Annotated in this window: 13 protein-coding genes and 2 tRNA genes; 7 read left to right on the plus strand and 8 right to left on the minus strand. The window is 40.2% G+C overall.

All coding sequences use genetic code 11. The features are described 5' to 3' along the window. Positions 1 to 106: 106 nt before the first annotated feature. The gene (locus I6G50_RS10520) at positions 107 to 4,606 is read right to left on the minus strand and encodes an Ig-like domain-containing protein (protein ID WP_232252339.1); all 4,500 of its coding nucleotides are present in this window, start codon (positions 4,604 to 4,606) and stop codon (positions 107 to 109) included. Positions 4,607 to 5,005: 399 nt separating this feature from the next. Here I6G50_RS10520 and I6G50_RS06390 point away from each other — a divergent pair, with 399 nt between their 5' ends. Beyond that, the gene (locus tag I6G50_RS06390) at positions 5,006 to 5,185 is read left to right on the plus strand and encodes a 2-hydroxymuconate tautomerase (RefSeq protein WP_081164902.1); all 180 of its coding nucleotides are present in this window, start codon (positions 5,006 to 5,008) and stop codon (positions 5,183 to 5,185) included. Positions 5,186 to 5,203: 18 nt separating this feature from the next. Here the strand turns inward: I6G50_RS06390 and I6G50_RS06395 are convergent, their stop codons facing one another. Further along, positions 5,204 to 6,499, minus strand: a complete 1,296-nt coding sequence (locus I6G50_RS06395) for a serine dehydratase subunit alpha family protein (RefSeq protein WP_197908285.1) — start codon at positions 6,497 to 6,499, stop codon at positions 5,204 to 5,206. Between the two features lie 142 nt (positions 6,500 to 6,641). On the opposite strand from I6G50_RS06395, the gene I6G50_RS06400 reads away from it, so the two are divergent. From I6G50_RS06400 to yidC, 5 genes are all read left to right on the plus strand, one after another. Then, positions 6,642 to 7,340 (plus strand): phosphopantothenate--cysteine ligase, encoded by a 699-nt coding sequence (locus tag I6G50_RS06400; RefSeq protein WP_081164907.1) that lies wholly within the window; start codon positions 6,642 to 6,644, stop codon positions 7,338 to 7,340. Beyond that, positions 7,333 to 7,884: a phosphopantothenoylcysteine decarboxylase gene (gene coaC, locus I6G50_RS06405; protein WP_081164910.1), complete on the plus strand. Its 552-nt coding sequence runs from the start codon at positions 7,333 to 7,335 to the stop codon at positions 7,882 to 7,884. The genes I6G50_RS06400 and coaC overlap by 8 nt, the downstream gene beginning before the upstream one ends. A gap of 3 nt (positions 7,885 to 7,887) precedes the next feature. Beyond that, complete coding sequence (locus I6G50_RS06410; RefSeq protein WP_081164912.1) at positions 7,888 to 8,469, plus strand: ECF transporter S component; 582 nt, start codon at positions 7,888 to 7,890, stop codon at positions 8,467 to 8,469. Between the two features lie 161 nt (positions 8,470 to 8,630). Continuing rightward, a complete protein-coding gene (locus I6G50_RS06415) occupies positions 8,631 to 10,343 on the plus strand; it encodes a phospho-sugar mutase (RefSeq protein WP_197908286.1) in 1,713 nt (570 codons plus the stop codon). Between the two features lie 205 nt (positions 10,344 to 10,548). Next, positions 10,549 to 11,502, plus strand: coding sequence for a membrane protein insertase YidC (gene yidC, locus I6G50_RS06420; protein ID WP_143466362.1), 954 nt, complete (start codon positions 10,549 to 10,551; stop codon positions 11,500 to 11,502). A 55-nt stretch (positions 11,503 to 11,557) separates the two neighbouring features. Here yidC and I6G50_RS06425 read toward each other — a convergent pair whose 3' ends face one another. The 4 genes from I6G50_RS06425 to fabI all read right to left on the minus strand — a co-directional run bounded on the left by I6G50_RS06425 (position 11,558) and on the right by fabI (position 14,680). Continuing rightward, a complete protein-coding gene (locus I6G50_RS06425; protein ID WP_197908287.1) occupies positions 11,558 to 12,214 on the minus strand; it encodes a Crp/Fnr family transcriptional regulator in 657 nt (218 codons plus the stop codon). Between the two features lie 11 nt (positions 12,215 to 12,225). Then, on the minus strand, positions 12,226 to 13,449 hold the full coding sequence (locus I6G50_RS06430; protein WP_081164920.1) for an MFS transporter: 1,224 nt from the start codon (positions 13,447 to 13,449) through the stop codon (positions 12,226 to 12,228). 60 nt (positions 13,450 to 13,509) lie between these two features. After that, on the minus strand, positions 13,510 to 13,713 hold the full coding sequence (locus I6G50_RS06435) for a hypothetical protein (RefSeq protein WP_003136544.1): 204 nt from the start codon (positions 13,711 to 13,713) through the stop codon (positions 13,510 to 13,512). 214 nt (positions 13,714 to 13,927) lie between these two features. Further along, positions 13,928 to 14,680: an enoyl-ACP reductase FabI gene (fabI, locus tag I6G50_RS06440; RefSeq protein WP_003136545.1), complete on the minus strand. Its 753-nt coding sequence runs from the start codon at positions 14,678 to 14,680 to the stop codon at positions 13,928 to 13,930. Between the two features lie 210 nt (positions 14,681 to 14,890). Here fabI and I6G50_RS06445 point away from each other — a divergent pair, with 210 nt between their 5' ends. Then, positions 14,891 to 15,589, plus strand: a complete 699-nt coding sequence (locus I6G50_RS06445) for an N-acetylmannosamine-6-phosphate 2-epimerase (protein WP_197908288.1) — start codon at positions 14,891 to 14,893, stop codon at positions 15,587 to 15,589. Positions 15,590 to 15,979: 390 nt separating this feature from the next. On the opposite strand, the gene I6G50_RS06450 is transcribed toward I6G50_RS06445, so the two are convergent. Together I6G50_RS06450 and I6G50_RS06455 are read right to left on the minus strand one after the other, a co-directional pair. Beyond that, a tRNA-Ser gene (locus I6G50_RS06450) sits at positions 15,980 to 16,067 on the minus strand. A gap of 32 nt (positions 16,068 to 16,099) precedes the next feature. Beyond that, positions 16,100 to 16,173, minus strand: a tRNA-Ile gene (locus tag I6G50_RS06455). Positions 16,174 to 16,294 lie beyond the last annotated feature (121 nt).

The raw sequence follows: 16,294 nt of genomic DNA on the forward strand, positions 1-16,294 counted from the left end.
ACATCGCATTAGATTATATATATAATTTAATGCTTATTATTTTAGAATTGCTAAAAAGAAGTACAAAAAAACTCAGGCTATTAGCCTGAGTTTTGTGTATACTCACTTATTCTTTAATATCTTTTTTTCTTCTCAATTTAGATATCAACATACTTGCAAATGCCAAGATACTAAAGCCTGCAACTGTTTGAGCAACGTTATCACTTTCTCCTGTATCAGGTAGATACATATCTGTTGCATAAGATGAAGGTAAGCCACTAGAATATAGTTCACCTGTTCCTCCAAATGTTACTGGTACAAAAGTATCAAATGGTATTTGTACATGACTTGGATTACTGATATTTCCCGCTGCATCTGTAGCTGTTACGTTAAGAACTTGTCCAGGTTTTACACTACCAGCTGGAAGTGTAACTGTAAAGTGCCCTGAATCATCAGCTGTTCCTGTTCCTATGACATTACCATTCCCATCAGTAATTGTGATTGTAGAACCCGGTTCAGCACTACCACTAACATCATGTCCACCTGCTGGATTCTCTGTGACACCTGAGATTACAGGTGCATCAGGAGCTGTAGTATCTGCTGGATCAGCTGGGGTCTTACCAGTCGTTTGCTTACTAATATTACCAGCCGCATCTGTTGCAGTCGCGATAATATCTGCCATTGCTCCGATAGAACCTGCCGGAAGAACAATACTGTAATTGCCCGAAGCATCCGCTTTTCCTGTTCCTAAAAGTTTACCTGCTTTATCTCTTATCTCTACAGTTGCTTCAGCTTCAGCTTTACCTTTAACTACATAACCCTTACTAGAATCTCCTGTTACTGATGAAATAGTAGGGGCATTAGGAGGTGTAGTGTCTGCTGGTTTAGTAGGATCGGCTGGCGTTGTACCTGTGGCTGGGGCACTTACATTCCCTGCTGCATCGGTGGCCGTCACGCTAATATCTGCTTCCGCTCCGATGGAACCTGCGGGAAGTGTCACACTGTAGTTGCCTGAGTTATCCGCTGTTGCGCTGCCTAGGGTGTTTCCTGAAGCATCTTTAACGATAACTGTAGAGACCGCTTCCGCTGCACCTGTCACCACATATCCATTTGTAGAATTTCCTGTTACATTCGTAATGGTTGGTGCTTTTGGAGCCGTTGTATCTGTAGAGTCGGCTGGAGTTTTACCAGATGTTGGGTTACTTATATTCCCCGCTGCATCGGTGGCAGTGACGCTAATATCTTTATTTCCACCAATTGAACCAGGGAGGCTCACGCTGTAGTTGCCAGAGCTGTCAGCTGTCGCACTGCCCAGTGTATTGCCTGAAGCATCTTTAACAATTACTATAGAGCCCGCTTCCGCTGTACCAGTGACTGTATAGCCATCGGTAGAATTTCCTGTTACACCTGTGATAACAGGCGCATCTGGAGCTGTGGTATCTGCGGAGTCGGCAGGCGTTGTACCTGTGGCTGGGTCACTCACATTGCCTGCCGTATCAGTGGCAGTCACGCTGATATCTTCTTCCGCTCCGATGGAACCTGCAGGAAGTGTGACAGTGTAATTGCCAGAGCTGTCAGCTGTCGCACTGCCAATTACAGTGCCCGCACCGTCTTTAACTTCAACAGTGGAGCCGGCTTCCGCTGTACCGGTGACTGTATAACCATCGGTAGAATTTCCTGTTACACCTGTGATAACAGGCGCATCTGGGGCAGTAGTATCTGCGGAGTCGGCAGGCGTGGTACCTGTGGCTGGGTCACTCACATTGCCTGCCGCATCAGTGGCAGTCACGCTAATATCTTCCTCCGCTCCGATGGAACCTGCAGGAAGAGTCACATTGTAATTGCCAGAGCCGTCAGCTGTTGCGCTGCCTAGAGTATTGCCTGAAGCATCTTTAACAATAACTGTAGAGCCAGCCTCCGCTGTACCAGTGACGGTATAGCCATTTGTAGAGTCTCCAGTTACACCTGTGATGACGGGGGCATCTGGAGCCGTAGTATCTGTAGAGTCTGCTGGCGTTGTACCTGTGGCTGGGTCACTCACATTCCCTGCTGGATCGGTGGCAGTGACGCTAATATCTTCTTCCGCTCCGATGGAACCTGCGGGAAGTGTGACAGTGTAGTTGCCTGAGCCATCAGTGGTGGCACTACCTAGACTATTGCCTGAAGCATCTTTGACAATTACTGTAGATCCGGCTTCTGCTGTACCAGTAACGGTATAGCCATTTGTAGAGTCTCCAGTTACACCTGTGATTACGGGGGCATCTGGAGCTGTGGTATCTGCGGAGTCGGCAGGCGTTGTACCTGTGGCTGGGTCACTCACATTACCTGCCGCATCGGTGGCAGTGACGCTAATATCTTCTTCCGCTCCGATGGAACCTGCAGGAAGAGTCACATTGTAGTTGCCTGAGCCGTCAGCTGTTGCGCTGCCTAGAGTATTGCCTGAAGCATCTTTAACAATAACTGTAGAGCCAGCTTCCGCTGTACCAGTAACGGTATAGCCATCGGTAGAATTTCCTGTTACACCTGTGATTACGGGCGCATCTGGAGCTGTGGTATCTGCGGAGTCGGCTGGCGTTGTACCTGTGGCTGGGTCACTCACATTTCCTGCCGCATCAGTGGCAGTCACGCTGATATCTGCTTCCGCTCCAATGGAACCTGCAGGAAGAGTCACACTGTAGTTGCCTGAGCCGTCAGCTGTCGCGCTGCCTAGAGTATTGCCTGAAGCATCTTTGACAATAACTGTAGTGCCCGCTTCCGCTGTACCTGTCACCACATAGCCATTTGTAGAATTTCCTGTTACATTCGTAATGGTTGGTGCATCTGGAGCCGTAGTATCTGTGGAGTCGGCTGGGGTTGTTCCCGTGGCTGGATCACTCACATTGCCCGCCGCATCGGTGGCAGTGACGCTAATATCTGCTTCCGCTCCGATGGAACCTGCAGGAAGTGTGACAGTGTAGTTGCCTGAGCCATCGGCTGTCGCACTTCCAATTACATTGCCTGCTCCGTCTTTAACTTCAACAGTGGAGTCGGCTTCCGCTGTACCGGTGACTGTATAGCCATCGGTAGAATTCCCTGTTACACCAGTAATAACGGGGGCATCTGGGGCTGTAGTATCTGCAGAATCTGCAGGCGTTGTACCTGTGGCTGGATCACTCACATTGCCCGCCGCATCGGTGGCAGTGACGCTAATATCTGCTTCCGCTCCGATGGAACCTGCGGGAAGTGTGACAGTGTAGTTGCCTGAGCCATCGGCTGTCGTACTGCCAATTACATTGCCTGCACCGTCTTTAACTTCAACAGTGGAGTCGGCTTCCGCTGTACCGGTGACTGTATAACCATCGGTAGAGTTTCCGGTTACAGCGGTAATGGTTGGCGCATCTGGGGCGGTGGTGTCCGCTGGGTCAGCTGGTGTCTTACCAGGTGTCGGAGCACTTACATTTCCTGAGGGATCCGTCGCTGTTGCGTTGATATCAGCATTGGCCCCAATTGAACCGGCGGGTAATGTAACACTATAATTCCCCGAACCATCAGCTACGGCTGTCCCAATAACTTGCCCTGTAGCCGGATCAATGATTTTCACGGTGTTGCCTGGATCCGCTGTACCTGTCACCACGTATCCATTTGTCGAATTCCCTGTAACACTTGAAATCACAGGAGAACTAGGAAGTGCTGCTCTTCCATTCCAATAAATATTAGAGAAACTGTCTGAACCACTAAAGATACTTACATCCAAAAGATCAGTCTGAACAATTGTACCTACAAATTTTGAAGTAATAGTCCCTGATGTGCTTGAAGTAGTAGGAATATCAATCGTTGTTGGGACGGTTACTGTTGTACTTCCTAAAACAGCCACATCTAACAATTGTTGAGTTAAAGCACCTGTATCACTTAAAAGAGGGGACAAGACACCATCAACTGCAAGTGCGAGCGTACTCTTAACAGGTGCTAAAGTGCCATTAAGGGTTGCAGCTGTCGCATGTAAAAGACCGAGCGGGTCATTTCCAGTAACCGTAACGTTTAATTCATTTATAGCCTCTTCTAAATCCTGCAGAATGTTAATAATATTATTTGTCAAGACTGGGCCGATTCCATTATCCAGATTGACAATAATCATTGAACCATCTTGACTTAAAGTAGCTGCTTGCGTCCAGCTTCCTTGGTCAACCGTCATCACGTTTGACAGGAGATTTAAATCTCTATAAAGACGGGTCGTATCAAAACTGAGACCTGCTGTACTCGTTACTGTATCAACGATAGTTGTTAAGCCTGCTAAAGTATTATTGAGAGTCCCAACGAGACCTGTTAAAAGTGGGATCTGAGTCAAATCCACTGAAACATTGGTCTGTCCAGTTGCTGTACCGGGTGTGACTACGCCGCGCAACTCAGGAGGTATCACAATTACTGCATAGCGTGTACCTGATAAGACGTTGGTGTTCACTACCGATGAGCCCGAAATTGTAAAGTCAACGTTTTGTTGCGTTCCTTCTGGGTATGGGTCTGATAGGCTTGAAGTTGTATTATTTGAAGAATTTGTATCTCCAAAAATTTCGACTCCTAAAACGGCTGCTTCCGCAACGATAGGATTGGGAAAAAGACTATAAGCCCCCGCTACTACAGCTCCTGCCAAAGTACGTTACCTGTTATACTGGCTGATAATAAATGTTTTTTTAAGTACTGACTACTTTTGAGATAATATTTTCCTTTTTGACTTTTCACAATACATCCTCCTTTATCAAATATTCATTCAACAACTTTTTTTATTCAATGTCCTCCTCTTATTCTAAATACTAAACTATCAGGAAAATAGTTGTTAAAAATGCCACAAACTCTAATTATTAGAATGTTAACACTTTTTCTAAAATTACATTATATGCATAATTATAAATTATAAAAAACTCTAAATCAAAGAAATCAACTCAGAAAATTTCTTAATATTTACATTTAGATTACTTACATTCTACTCTTACTCATTTATGAAAAAAATGATAAAATATAAGGATAAAATAACTAATAAGGAGGCATTATCATGCCATTTGTACATGTTGAATTAGTTGAGGGGCGTAGTACTGAAGTAAAGAAAGCTCTAGCTAAAGAAATTACGGAATCCGTAATGAAACACACAGGAGCGCCTCGCGAAGCTATCTATGTAATTTATAATGAAATGTCCAAGGAAAACTTCTATCCCCATGGAGAGCCAAAAAAATAATAAAAAACTCAGATAAATCTATCTGAGTTTTTTATTTAACATGATATCTAATATCACTGGATCAGAGGCTTGCATTCCATGCGAAACATAAAAGCCCAAATCACGAATACAATCATCCACATTTTCAGAGACAATGCCATTAGAAGCAGGAATAACCACCCCCGCTTGGGCAAGCCGTACTGCTCTAAACATTGAAGATACGGAGCTAACTACCTTTACGGCACAAGAAAACCCTGCCCCATCACAAATCATCCCAACCGCATCTCCAATCATATTTTTAATAGCCTTCTCAGCCTTGCTTTCATCTGCTGAATCAATATAAATTAGAGCTGCCGCGGCCCCCATAGCAGCAGAATCAGTAGCACAATAAGCCGAAAGTACTGGCAAAAAAGCGTGAATATAAAGTGCTGTCAAATGAGATAAAGTCAATGCCCTAATCAGTTTTTCCTCTGTTATTGCTTTCGCTTCACCAAATACACAGACGGGTACGGTTGCTGTAATTCCCTGATTTCCTGAACCAGAGTTGGTCATTGCCGCATGCTGACTGCCTCCCATACGCGCATCCGAAGCTGCTGCTGTACATACAACTATTCTTTCTTCTAAAGAAAGTTCTCGAAGATTTCTACCTGCCAGCAAGGTCTGCCCCATCTTCATGCCATAATCATGCTTTAGTCCTTCTTCCACCAAACGCATATTTAAATCCTTAGCTTTTTTGAGCTGTTCAATATCTTTCAAATCTTGAGACATTATAAATTCCCAAATATCCTTGAAAGTACTTTCTTTCAAAACATCAAGAGTGGAAGGCTCTTTCTTAGATAAGATTTTTTCTTTCTTAAAAATAATTGTTTCATTTTTTTGAATCAAACAAATATTTGTATGTCCCTCAACAATCTTTACAGTTACCTTATCTTTTACTGACCAAATGGAAACTTCTACATAAAGTTTGTCTTCAACATCAGCGACTTCTGCACTCACTTTGTCTGATTTTGCAAGCTCAAGGATTTCCTCAAGCGAACCCTCGGGCACGCTCGAAATAACTTTCAGTCCTGCTTCAGCATCACCCGCAAGTGCACCCGTAGCTGCAGCTACCTCTACACCAGCTTCTCCTGTTCCCGGAACTATTACTGCAAGGGCATTCTTCATGACATTCGCTGAGACACAGACCTTTATTTTTTTTATCTGTTGATTTCCCAAATATTTACTACAAACTGCTGAAGCATAAGCCACAGCCACTGGTTCTGTACATCCAGTCGCAGGTTTGACCCCTGTCTCTAAAGCTTGTAAGAAGTCTCTTCTGATTTCTTCTGTAAGCATTTTTCACCTCTTTTTATATTCTGAATTTTCCACTTTAAATTATAAGACTTATTAGAAATTAATGCAAGCGTTTTCCTACGTTTCTTTCCTATCTAGGTACTAGCTTCTTGCATTGCTAAAAGACTTAGGTTAAAATAAAGCCATGAAGATTTTAATTACAGCAGGTGGTACAACTGAATCTATTGATACAGTCCGTGGTATCACTAATTTCGCTACAGGAAGTTTGGGAAAATTAACTGCTGAGGAATTTTTAGCAAATGGACACCAAGTCATTTTATTGGCTGGACGTTCTGCTCAGCTCCCCAAACACGATAAAAATTTAACTATAATCCCAATCAGCGATACACAAAATCTATTAGACACGATGGAAGAACGCCTTCCCCAAGCTGACGTTGTCGTCCATAGTATGGCTGTCTCTGACTATCGTCCTGTTTATATGACTGGGCTAGAAAATCTACCCGACCCTCTTACTCAAGAACAACTTATTAATTTTCGACCTGAAATTCAGAAAAAAATCTCTTCACAGTCTGAGCATCAGATTATGTTACTGGAAAAAACACCAAAAGTTATTTCATTTATAAAAAAATGGAAACCTGAGGTAATTCTTTTTGGATTTAAACTTCTTTCTGGTGTAAGTGAAGAACATTTACTTGAAATAGCTCAATCCAAGCGCAATGAAACTTCTGCCAACTTCATTATTGCTAATGATTTAGCAAATATCAAAGCAGATCAGCACCTCGCTTTCCTACTTAGCGAGACTGAAGAGATTACTCGACTTCATACCAAAACGGAGATTGCACAAGCTATCGTAAAAAATTCTGAGGAGACATATCATGGCTAATATAACTCTTGCCGTTACAGGCAGTATTGCAGCTTATAAAGCTGCAGATCTGGTTTCACTACTCAATAAGAAGCAACATAATGTAACTGTTCTAATGACAAAAGCAGCAACTCAGTTTATTACCCCACTGACTCTGCAAGTTTTATCAAAAAACAAGGTTCATATCGATATTATGGATGAGGAACATCCAAATGTTGTCAATCACATTGATATAGCAAAGCACACCGATATTTTCGTCGTAGCTCCTGCAACAGCAGATACAATAAGCCGTCTTTCACATGGAGCAGCATCTGATATCGTCACTTCTGTAGCGCTTGCTCTTCATCCAAGTAAACTTAAATTTATCGCTCCTGCAATGAATACATATATGTATACAAATCCTTTAACGACGAAAAATATTGATACTTTAAAAACTGTCGGATTTGAGGTTATCCAGCCTAAGCAATCTCTTTTGGCTTGTGGAGATTTTGGCGAAGGTGCCTTAGCTGATATTGAAACTATTGCTACTACACTTGATCAAGCAAGTAAAATTAAGGAAATTTAAAATATGAAAAAATCAAAAGCATCTGACATTGCCATTCTTGCGATCTTTATCGCTATTATGGTCGTTGTGCAAGTATTGAGCCAAATTGTTTATAGCGTTTGGCCCCTTCCCATTGTCCCCACTCTCTTGCACATCCCTGTGATTATTGGATCTATTGTATTAGGGGCGCGTAAGGGTGCTTTCTTAGGTTTAGTGATGGGTATCATTAGTGTTATTAATTCAACAATTCTTACCACGCCTTTAAGTTATGTATTTAGTCCGCTGCAACCTATCCCGGGGACGAACCACGGCTCTCTATGGGCATTAGTTGTCGCTATCGTCCCTCGTATCTTAATTGGCGTCTTTCCTTACTTTATTTACAAAGCTTTCAAAACGCGTACAGGTGCGGGCTTAGCTGCATTTGTGGGGACAGCCACAAATACCGTTTTAGTTTTAAGTTTTATCACTTTATTTTTCGGTCAATATACAGGCATGACTTTTTCAAATCTTATCCAATTAATTATCACGAGCAACTCTATTGCGGAAGTCATCATTGCCGTAATATTAACGGCAGCAATTGTCCCAACATTAGAAAAAACACGCTAGAAACCATAAAACAGTCTGAAATATCAGGCTGTTTTGACTTGTTTTGGAAAATACAAATGAAAAATGGTATAATACATCTGAAACCGAATTCATTTTCGGTTAGAATTCTAATAAATAATAACTAATTAAAGCCTTTTAAAAATTGGCTTTGGAGGATAAAAATGTCATACAATGAAATTTATGAACAATGGCTATCGGCTGGCTTAACACCTGAAATGCATAAAGAGCTTCTTGAAATGGATGAAAAAACACAAGAAGATGCCTTTTATACATATCTTGAATTTGGTACAGCTGGTCAACGCGGTCTTCTAGGTGCTGGAACTAACCGCATGAATATTTACACTGTACGTTTGACCACTGAAGGTCTTGCACGTCTAATGGATAGCAAGGGTGAAGCGAAAAAACGTGGTGTAGCTATTGCTTATGATAGCCGCCATTTTTCAAAAGAATTTGCGATGGAAACAGCTACAATCCTTGCTGATCATGGCATTCCAAGCTATGTGTATGACAGCCTCCGCCCTACACCAGCATTGAGCTTTACTATTCGTGAATTGAAAACTTTGACAGGTGTGATGATTACTGCCAGTCACAATCCTGCACCTTATAATGGTTACAAAGTTTACGGTGAAGATGGAGGACAAATGCCTCCTGAAGATGCTGCTGCTTTGACAGAATATATTCGCCAAATTGACGATATCTTCTCAATCACTTTGGGAGATACAGACAAATATATCGCTGATGGTATGATTACAATCATTGGTGAAGACATCGATGCTAAATATCTCAAAAATATTGAAACAGTAACTATTAATCAAGAACTGATTAACCAGTACGGTCGTGACCTTAACATCGTGTACACACCCCTTCACGGGACAGGTGAAATGCTTGGACGCCGTGCCCTTGCTACTGCAGGGTTTGAAAAAATAGCGGTAGTTGAAGAGCAAGCTGTGCCAGATCCTGATTTTTCAACAGTAAAATCTCCAAACCCTGAAAGCCAAGCTGCTTTTGCAATGTCTGAAGAACTGGGACGTAAAGTCGGTGCGGATATGTTAGTTGCTACTGACCCTGATGCTGACCGTATTGGCGTGGAAGTCCGTTTGCCTGATGGTAGTTATCAACCTCTTACAGGAAATCAAATCGGTGCTGTTCTCGCTAAATATATCCTTGAAGCTCATAAAACTGCAGGAACATTGCCTGCTAATGCAGCTATGGCAAAATCAATCGTTTCTACCGAGTTAGTAAGCCATATTGCTGAAAGCTACAACGTGGAAATGTTTAATGTGCTGACAGGGTTCAAATTTATTGGTGAAAAAATCCAAGCCTGGGAAACAACGGGTGAACACACTTATATGTTTGGCTTTGAAGAAAGCTTTGGTTACTTAATCAAACCTTTTGTTCGTGATAAAGATGCCATTCAGGCTATGCTTCTTATTTGTGAAGTAGCTGCTTACTACCGTTCGTTAGGTAAAACACTTTATGATGGTATTCAAGATATCTATGCAGAATATGGTTATTTTGTAGAAAAAACACTTTCTGTTACTCTTGAGGGTAGCACAGGTAAAGAACAGATTGCTGAAATTATGGGTAAATTCCGTGCGAATGCTCCAGAAAAATTTGATGGTTTAGAAATCCTCTTGTCCGAAGATTTCAAAGAGCTTACTGCAAAATCTCACAGTGGTAAAATTGAAAAATTAACTACACCTCCTTCTGATGTTCTCAAATATCACTTGGAAGACGGAAGCTGGATTGCTGTTCGACCTTCAGGAACTGAGCCTAAGATTAAATTCTATCTGGCAGCGGTTGCCGATACAGAAAAAGCAGCTCAAAACAAAATTGAACATTTTGAAAAAGAAATTACAAGTTTCATTGGTTAAAATATAAAAACTACTTTTGAAAAGTAGTTTTTATATTTCTTCATATCCAAATAAAAATCACAGTATATTCTATTAACTTCAAACAGATTAAATAACCTTTCAAAGCGACAAAATAAGTCTTTTTCAGACTATAGACCTATTGAAAAATGAAGGGAATTCCTGTAAAATAGTAAAAGACCGTTTATTTATAGAAAGCGAATTTATTTTGAAAAATTTGAACAAAAAATTATCCCTAGTGGGTATTGCAAGTGCTGGTTTGCTCTTGCTTAGTGGATGTGTCCAAACCCACATCGTAGATGGAGTACGCGTTCCTACAGAAGCTGCGACACAGGGTTTAACTTACCAAATTCTAGTTAAACCTATGTCTGCCTTTGTTGACCTCTTTGCTAATAATATGCATCTTGGTTATGGTTGGGGAATTGTCTTAGTGACTTTGATCATCCGCTTCCTCATCCTTCCTCTCGGCCTTAATCAAGCATATAAATCAACTTATATGCAAGAAAAAACAGCTTACTTGGCTCCTGTATTCGAGCCTTTGAATGCTCGTTTGAAAGCTGCTACAACTCCAGAAGAACGTATGGCTGCACAACAAGCACTGATGAAAGCTCAAAAAGATAACGGAATTAATATGTTATCTTCAATGGGTTGCTTGCCATTACTTATCCAATGGCCATTCTTCATTGCACTTTATAATGCTGCAGCTTACACTCCTGGTATCTCTACAGCTACTTTCTTCGGTATTGACCTCGGACGTTCAAGTATCGTTATCACCCTTATTGCTGGTGTCTTCTACTTCTTGCAAACTTGGATTTCTACGAAGAGTATGACTCCTGAGCAAAAGAAAACTGGTTTGACAATGCTTATCATGAGTCCTGTAATGATTATCATCTTCAGTTTTATGTCTCCTGCGGGTGTGGCACTTTACTGGGCTGTCGGTGGTATTGTTATGGTCATTCAACAAATCATCATTACCTATGTTATGAAACCTCGTATGCGTCAAAAAATCGACGAAGAATTCAAAAACAATCCTCCTAAGATGGCGGATCTTCCCAAAGATGTGACACCTAGATCAGCTACTCAACAAGGCTTAAAAGATTTAGATGCTCCACGTAAGAAAAACAATAACGGGCGTAACGCTGGTAAGCAAAAACGTAAATAAGCAAATAAAAAATATCCGATCTTTAAAAGATTCGGATATTTTTTTATTTTAAACTTTAGTTGATATAATTCTGCAAGGCGTAACGATCACAAACGAGAATCCTATGTTCTACTACATCAATGACTTTTTCTTCTCTTAACTCTCGGAGTATCCTGTTCACACTAGTCCGAGTTGAGATACCACAAAAACCAGCGATATCTTCATTTGTAACCGGAAAGTCGATCAATATACCTTCCTTCTTCTGAATACCGAAATAGTCAATAAAGTTATATAAACAAGTACAAACTGCCCCTTTTTTACCATTTACTGTCATTTTTTGAAGTGCTTCTAAAATCATCATTAACCGTTTTTGATAAAACTTATCCACAATTCGAAATAACTTAAGGTCTTGATCAATCCACTCCCAAAAAACTTTACGAGGAACTCGATAAAAGCTTGCCTCCTCTGACTCTATTCTGACATTAAACAGGGCTGAAACTCCGTCTATTTGCTCTTCTTCAAGTAGCGAAACAAAATCTGGCTCACAGACATAAGTGATATTGAACTCCCGCCCGTTTCTCAAGATGCTGCTAACTTTTACTACACCCTCTTTAAGTATGTAGAGATATTCTGATTCGATACCTTGATACATAATATAACTGTGTTTTTTCCGAGTTACCACAGTCACGCCTTTATCTTCCAATAATTGTGTTACATACTCTATATCATTCATATTATCATTCTTTAAGCTACGTGGGTTTGACTTTGTTTTTTGCCGTGAATAAGGTAATAAATAATCCAAACAATAACAACTGCAGGAGCACTGTAGAGATAAAGGTTACGGAATCCCACCATACCTTGCCCAAGCATTGGAATAATCGCCCCTAAAATAATTGGGCCTCCGCCAACACCTAAGTCTAAAAAGCCAAAGAAAGTTGATGTCGCAACACCAATACGATCCTTGCGTGCCTCACGAATTGCAATAGCTTGTCCAAATGGAGCAACCCCTCCATAGCCCAAGCCAAAGGTTCCCCCAGCGATAAGTAACATAATAAAGGCTGCCCCTGTTCCCATAAATCCTGCAAGCCCAACGAATAACATGGAAATAGCAAAGAAGATAAAGACAGGATGGAATACCCAGTTGTCTCCTTTTGTATCAAATATACGACCTGTTAATGGACGTGAGAGGAAAATCAAGATGGCATACAATGTGAAGAATAATGATCCTGCAGTCGAGATATGCAAGAAAGATGTAAATGGACCCATCCCTGTTAAAATAGCAGAGTCAATGAATCCTGCTAAGAAAGCAATAAAGGAAATTGGCAAAGCCGACTTCTCGATATATTTATCTAAACCTTTTGGTGTGTTCAACATTGCTTCATGAACTTCTTCTTTTGATAACTCTGTCACACGCACAAAGAAAATTAAGGCAAATGTCAAGATGAGTAAAGTAAGCGCTAAAGCCAAGAGACCATTGAAACCAAGCGGTGAAGAGTAAATAGAAATACTCAAAGCTGGCCCGACAGCTGCAGCGAGTGTGACTGACAAAGCATAATACCCAATACCTTCCCCTCGTCGTGAAGCAGGTACCGTATACCCAGCAATAGTCCCCGATGCTGTAGCACCAATACCAAATCCCATACCTTGGATAATACGGATGATGAACAGTAAAGGAATGTTAGTCGTTGTATAATATCCCAGTGTTAAAACTAGAAAGATGATCCCTCCGACGTAAAGTAATTTTTTCATCCCAATACGTGTGATAAAAATCCCTGTCCATACACGGCCAATAAGTGCCCCAATAACAAATATACTTGACAGTGATAAGCTAACCACTGTTGATTGATGTAATTCTTCCATCGCATAAGTACCTATTGACGATGTTAAAACGTAAAAAACGATATAAAATAAAAAGCTAATAAGTGTGTTAATAATGAAAGTAGCTGTAAAAAGACTTTCTTTTTTCATGATTTCTTCTATTCCTTGACTAATAAGTATCCTGCTTGATACTACAATTTTTTATTTTCTTTATTTGACTACAGAGATATTTCTTACTTCAAAAGCAAATTTACCGTTATCTGTTATTAAGTAACCATGATGATCAGTCACATATTTCACAGCTTCTGCCATAGAGTCAAATTCCTCAACAAGGCTATGATAATTCACACCCCCCATAAAGTTTGGGGTAGCATCTTCTTCATAAGTAGATAAGCTTTTAAATTCAAATTTCATTGTTCATTTGTCCTTTTCTTTTTTTCTAGATTTAGTGGCCACATCAATTCTAGATGATTTATTTACAAGCTTTATAATATAAAAAAAAGAGTAACATCGCTACAACAATTTATACTCCAAAATAAGTACAACATTTGCTAACATCTTTTATTGGTAATAAAAAAAACACCCGATAGAGTGTTTTCTCTATCGGATGCTTTTATTTTTTTTGAATCTAAGTCAAGTGAACGCCTTTATCAACATATACTACATCGCCAATAACTCCTGATGCCAAAGGACTAACAAGGAAGGCTGCTGTTTGACCAACTTCTTCAATTGTAACGCCTTTACCATCAGCTGTACGGCTGTTTGATTCTTTAATCAAATCTTTATAGCCTGCAACACCTGAAACGGCAAGAGTTTTGATTGCACCTGCTGAGATAGCATTAACGTGGACACCAACATGGGCCATTTCTGCTGCCAAGTAACGTACAGTTGCTTCCAAAGCTGCCTTAGCAATTCCCATAACATTATAGTTTGGAATAGCACGAACAGAACCCATATAGCTTAATGTTACAATACCAGCACCCTCATTAAACAAAGGTTTAGCTGCTTTTGCTACAGCAAGTAATGAATAAGCTGAGATATCTTGTGCAAGGGCATAGCCATCACGTGAGATATCGGATACATTTCCATCAAGTTCTTCTTTTTTAGAGTAAGCAATGGCATGTACTAATCCATCGATTTTACCAACGCGACTTTCAATAGTTGAAAATGCACGACGAATAGATTCATCTGAAACTACATCACATTCGATAAGTAAATCTTCTGGACCTGCAAGCTTAGCAAGCTGTTTTTCCATACGTTCATTTTGATACGTATAGATCAAGATAGCTCCTTGGTCTTTCATAGCTTTAGCACAACCCCAAGCAATAGACTTGTTATTGGCTACACCCATAACGACGATTTTTTTTCCTTCTAAAAACATATAAATAAGTCCCCTTAAAAATAAAAAAATATATTTCAGAAAATATAAGTTAAAAATATAAGTAAATAGTTTAGTATATAAAAATACTTACTACATAAAACATTGTAAAGTAAAAGCAAGTAATTGTCAAGTTTCCTCCTATCCCTAAGCAAACGTTTTAAATCTCATAAAATTGATGATACAATAAACTCATAATGAAAGTGAGGTTATATGAATAAGCAAGAATTTATTAACAAAGTCCGTGGTGGCCTTATCGTTTCCTGTCAAGCTCTTCCAGGTGAGCCTCTTTATCGTATAGATGGAGGTATTATGCCTTTGATTGCTCTAGGTGTACAAAATGCTGGGGCAGTAGGAATTCGAGCAAATTCAGTACGTGATATTGAAGAAATAAAGGAAGTCGTTGATGTTCCTATTATTGGCTTAATAAAACGAGACTATCCCCCTCAAGAACCTTACATCACTGCAACAATGCGTGAAATTGATGAATTAGCTGCACTTAACATTGCCGTTATTGCTTTAGACTGTACCTTGCGAGAACGACATGATGGCTTAAGTATGCAAACTTTTGTTAAGCAAATCAAGGAGAAATATCCTAACCAACTTCTCATGGCCGATATTGACACCCTCGAAGCCGGTAGAGCTGCTTATGAAGCAGGTTGTGATTTTATAGGAACAACTTTATCTGGGTACACCGAAGCTACAAAGCACAAGCCTCAACCGGATATAGAACTGATCAAGGCTCTACTCTCAGAAAATCTCCCCGTCATAGCTGAAGGTGGTATTCATATTCCTGAGCAAGCAAAGCAAATTCAAGAGCTTGGTGTTCTTGCACAAGTTGTTGGAGGAGCCATCACAAGACCTCATGAAATTACTGAACGCTTTATCTCTGCTATTAAGCAGGCAGACTAAAACCACAAGCCACTTACTCTAAACTTTCAGAAGTTTTTTGAGCAAAGAGGTTAAAGCTTAATGTCTTCCTTTTTTAAACTTATTGTTTAGTATAACAAAATGTTTTTATATATAAAATAATAAAACAAATGCTATAATAGAAAAGTAAAATAAATTTGAGGTGTCACAATGGACAAAAAATATGCTATGACAGCAACAGAAGTCGTTGTGACTAAATACATTAAATAATAAAAGAGCTAATATGGCTCTTTTTTGATACTTTCTTCTATATAAGATAAGAAAAAAATCCCCACCGAAGTGAGGACTTACCTGTAAGAACAGAGTTATATTATAGCATATTAAAACGCCTGTGCAACAGACAGACGTCTTAGATGAATAGCCTTTACGGCAAGGAGAATATGGGATTCGAACCCATGCACCGATTTCTCAGTCTAACGATTTAGCAAACCGTCCTCTTCAGCCTCTTGAGTAATTCTCCATCAAAACAAAATTTATTGTATCATAAATTTATGGTTCTTGCTGGACTCGAACCAGCGCTGACTCCGTTATGAGCGGAGGACTTTAACCAGCTAAGCTAAAGAACCAAAACTCCCTTGACCTGTCAAGAGAGTTATCAGGCATGTTAAAAAACAAAGGTTTATGAGGATCTTAGTTCTACCCGACTAAATGATTATATCAATACATTTGAGTATTGTAAATCAATAA

Source organism: Lactococcus garvieae (genome assembly GCF_016027715.1).
Lineage (GTDB): Bacteria > Bacillota > Bacilli > Lactobacillales > Streptococcaceae > Lactococcus > Lactococcus garvieae_A.

Excerpts from the sequence above, each read along its gene's own strand:
- I6G50_RS06390 (WP_081164902.1), top strand. The coding sequence starts at position 5,006 with ATGCCATTTGTACATGTTGAATTAGTTGAGGGGCGTAGTACTGAAGTA.
- I6G50_RS06395 (WP_197908285.1), bottom strand. The coding sequence starts at position 6,499 with ATGCTTACAGAAGAAATCAGAAGAGACTTCTTACAAGCTTTAGAGACA.
- I6G50_RS06400 (WP_081164907.1), top strand. The coding sequence starts at position 6,642 with ATGAAGATTTTAATTACAGCAGGTGGTACAACTGAATCTATTGATACA.
- coaC (WP_081164910.1), top strand. The coding sequence starts at position 7,333 with ATGGCTAATATAACTCTTGCCGTTACAGGCAGTATTGCAGCTTATAAA.
- I6G50_RS06410 (WP_081164912.1), top strand. The coding sequence starts at position 7,888 with ATGAAAAAATCAAAAGCATCTGACATTGCCATTCTTGCGATCTTTATC.
- I6G50_RS06415 (WP_197908286.1), top strand. The coding sequence starts at position 8,631 with ATGTCATACAATGAAATTTATGAACAATGGCTATCGGCTGGCTTAACA.
- I6G50_RS06425 (WP_197908287.1), bottom strand. The coding sequence starts at position 12,214 with ATGAATGATATAGAGTATGTAACACAATTATTGGAAGATAAAGGCGTG.
- I6G50_RS06430 (WP_081164920.1), bottom strand. The coding sequence starts at position 13,449 with ATGAAAAAAGAAAGTCTTTTTACAGCTACTTTCATTATTAACACACTT.
- I6G50_RS06435 (WP_003136544.1), bottom strand. The coding sequence starts at position 13,713 with ATGAAATTTGAATTTAAAAGCTTATCTACTTATGAAGAAGATGCTACC.
- fabI (WP_003136545.1), bottom strand. The coding sequence starts at position 14,680 with ATGTTTTTAGAAGGAAAAAAAATCGTCGTTATGGGTGTAGCCAATAAC.
- I6G50_RS06445 (WP_197908288.1), top strand. The coding sequence starts at position 14,891 with ATGAATAAGCAAGAATTTATTAACAAAGTCCGTGGTGGCCTTATCGTT.